This window comes from Bartonella sp. CM31XJBT, from assembly GCF_028618555.1.
Lineage (GTDB): Bacteria > Pseudomonadota > Alphaproteobacteria > Rhizobiales > Rhizobiaceae > Bartonella.
This window is the reverse complement of the sequence record NZ_JAQITD010000058.1, coordinates 1-3584: the sequence shown is the minus strand read 5'-3', so window position 1 is coordinate 3584 and position 3584 is coordinate 1. Positions and strand designations below refer to the sequence as shown.

Annotated in this window: 1 protein-coding gene; it reads right to left on the bottom strand. The window is 46.3% G+C overall.

Annotated features, from left to right (window positions below; genetic code table 11):
- The coding region (locus PVV63_RS10030; protein WP_273791728.1) for a filamentous hemagglutinin N-terminal domain-containing protein at positions 1–3584 on the bottom strand (3584 nt) is incomplete at both ends.

The window sequence follows — 3584 nt, the reverse complement described above, 5'->3', positions numbered from 1 at the left end:
TGGCTGGTGATATTGACATCATCGCCCATGATCAAAGCCCCAGCAGAAACAAAGGAGGCTCTGTCTTTTTCAGGGATGTAAAGCACCGGTGCGTAAACATCCATGCCCTTGACCTGTTGGCGCACATAAATCACCATCGGGGCTTCTAGGGACGCCAATTGTTCTTCACTCAAAGCCTCACCAAAGGGGAGATTGTGTGCTTTTGCATATTCTGCCCCGACATCCAGCAAAGTTTTGACTTGTTCAATGGCATCACTTCCAGGAATAAAGGAACCTTTGCCCAAACCTTGACCCACCAGATCACGCATTTGTTTTTCAATCAGCTGCTTTTCGAAATAAGCATCGCCTAAGAAAAAAATCTCTCTGTCAGGATTGTAACCAATTCTGTTCAAATAATAGGCTGAGCCATAAAACTTGCCAACATCAAGGAATTCTGCCCGCGTTTCATAAATGAAATTTTGATTGGGCAGCGTGCCCCCAACCCCACCCGATTGGGGCTTTGGTAAAGGAAGCCCCTCAGCAAGTTCCCCCGCATTATTGAGATCCACTTTTGGTGTAAAGAGAGCATCAACCCCGGTTAAACCACTTAAGGACTCCAGTGGTTTACGTTCAGCTGCTTGTGCTTTAAAATGCGCATCCCCTGTAATCGAACCTTCCGCTGCCGTGTTATTGAGTTGATCGACCACCATATTTAAAGTGCCACCCGCTTGGACAAGACCAGGAACGCTCTCCAAAGCTTCTGAACCAGTATGGCGATCCTTGCCATTGGCTATATCTAAAGAAACATCGCGGCTTCCATCAGCTTTATAGCCATAACAACTGTCTGTATAAGCCTGACAACCAAGATAAGTGTTTTTATAAGCTGTTGCCCCCAAATTGGTGAGCACATTGGCGTGGATATTGGCATTTCCCCCTGCTCTCATAGAGCTATAATGGTTGTCAATGGTATCAGCGTTAATGATGAGGTTGCCACTAGATTGTATTACCCCCGAAACAGTTGGTTTATGCGAAAATGCTTGTGTGACAGTCTTTTCTGTCATATGTGACCAGTGTTCATTTGGGGATAAGACCCCCCACCTATCACCATTCCATTGATACCGGTGTACAGACAATTCCTTCTTTATAGACTTATGTTTCCAAGTGAATGCCTTATAAACTATTCCATCGCTTGAAATTGCAGTGCCATAGGTTCCTTCTTTGCTCGCCCAAAGTGGAATATCCAAAAAAAGTTCTACATGCCCTTTTCCTATTAGTTTATCTTCTTGATATTCGTGCCCCTTTCCCCAAAGATTGGGGTCCTCCTGATATAACATCCCATCACTGAGTTGATCAGAACCCTTTGGTCTTTGGAAAGAAATATCGCTATATTCCGTTTTTTCCATGATGACAGGCGTGCTATCAGCTTCGTTTTTCAGGGTGTTGGTTTGGATATTTAAGTTTCCACCAGCTTGAATAAAGCCTGCTTTGTTCACAAGCGAAAGGCTTTTTCCGCTGCCAGCTGCATTGGTGAAAGATAAATCACCTTCTGTCATTATGGTGCCAAAATCATTGAGCAAAGCACCATCAACTTGTAAAACACCATTGCCCTTCACATAAATTAAGCCCGTTTTGTTGTTGGTCACATCCCCCGTCACGCTAAAGATTAAATCCTGCCCCGATGCCAATTGACCGCTATTTCCAAGCTCTCCCGTTTTGATCACGAAATCTCGTGCTGCTAAAACAGAAGTTGTCTCATCAACCATAACGCTTGGAGCAACAAAAAGAATATCTCCAGTCCCTCCCTGATCTGTCACGGCTTGTAGCCGCGCATTGTGAATATCAAGGGCATTGGTGCTGTTAAAATCTAAACCGCCATAAGCCAATTCGCTCTCTGAGACATCAATATGATCTGCAATTAAATACAGCGTTTGCGGCGTGTAAATATGAGAACGATTATTGCTTAAATCGAGAGTGTTTGCTGTCAATCTCACATCCCCCTCAGCAGACAGCACATTCTCAACACTGATCTCTCCTGATACCGATGTCAATGTTGCGCTGCCATAGCCCATGACCTGATCATAATAGATGTCGTTGCCTGCAAAAATTTCAATATTGCCACCACTGGCAATCTGACCAACCTTCACCCCTTCTTTTGCTGTAATCAAAAGAAAGCCGTTTTTATCTAAAACAAGATCCCCTGAACCGCCCGTAGAAACGACACCTGTCATCAGTGTGCCTGCATCAAGGCTGCCAACCTTTAAAAAAGCTTCTTCACCCGTCATCAGCGAAGAAAAGTCAACCGCCCCACCCTCAATATTTGCCTTACCATAGGCTAAAAGTTGTCTAAAATGAACGGGAGCATTTGTTTCTGGTTGTGCTTGAATGGCAACATTTTGATGCGACAGAATTGTTTGAGAAACAGATAGCCCATTATGAGAAACCAGGGTGATATCTCCTGCCCCATAAACACTTTCAGCGACAATCGCACCTTGACTGCTCTGGAGATCAACATCCCCTTGGGTGCCAAGAACAACAACACCAGTAGCACCCGTTGCCGCCATATCAACCCCACCGGCTAAAAGCTGCGCCTGTATATCACCACCGGCATGCGCCTTGAGGTTCCCTTGCGCTAAAACAATCCCCTCAAGCTTCAAGTCTCCGCCCGATTCAAGAGCCATATCAGCACCTGACCCTAGCCCTGAAACTTGAAGTGTCTGGCGCGAAGAAAGCTCCATATTGCCTCCCGATGTTGCTTTACCGGCAATCGATAAAAGCCCATCCTGCGCCTCTATCTTCAAATGACCCTCAGCGCCAACCGTTTCTAACGTCACATCCTTATGGGCGGCAATATCAATATGCTTTTTCGAGGTGATGTGCTTTGCCAATACGCTCTGGCTTTTCGATTTGAGGACAACGCCCCCATGACCAAAAACATTCTTCAACGAGATTTTCCCATCAGCAGAAAGATGCAACTGCCCCGCATTGGCTGCCATATCATGGCGCATGCGAACCCCAACACCTTTTTCTGTTGCCACAAGTTTAATCTGATCCGCTTGTAGAGCCCCCAAAGCAGAACCATCTATCGCATATTCCGGTTTACCAGTAATATCAGTTAGCTCTTTCATCTGCCGAGAAGCATAATCAAAGTGACCCGTCCCTGCTGTCACTCCAATTTCTCTGCCCGCAACAGCTCCTTCAAAATGCACCGTGCGTGAAACAATATCGACAATATCAACAGCCCCTTGGCCTGAGAAAAAATTGGCTCCCTTGGCGCCAAAGGTGATATCCCCACCTCGCACCTCAAAGCCTTTCAAAAAACCGCTCGCATCAATTTCGGGAACACCTGTGGTTAAGGTCGCATGGGGCGTATTGATAAAACCGCAACCATCACAGCTTATCCCATTGGGATTGGCTATAATCACATCGGCTGGGCTCCCAAAAACCTCTCCTGGACCATGAAGCGCACTGCGCTTGCTGCTGGTCACTTCATTTAAAATCACTTTCGCTGAACCCGTGAGGCGCAAATGCGGATTGCCCGGCATAATGCCCCCCAACTGCGATTGCCCCACTTCTTGCGCATGATTGTTCCAAATCACACCTGGATT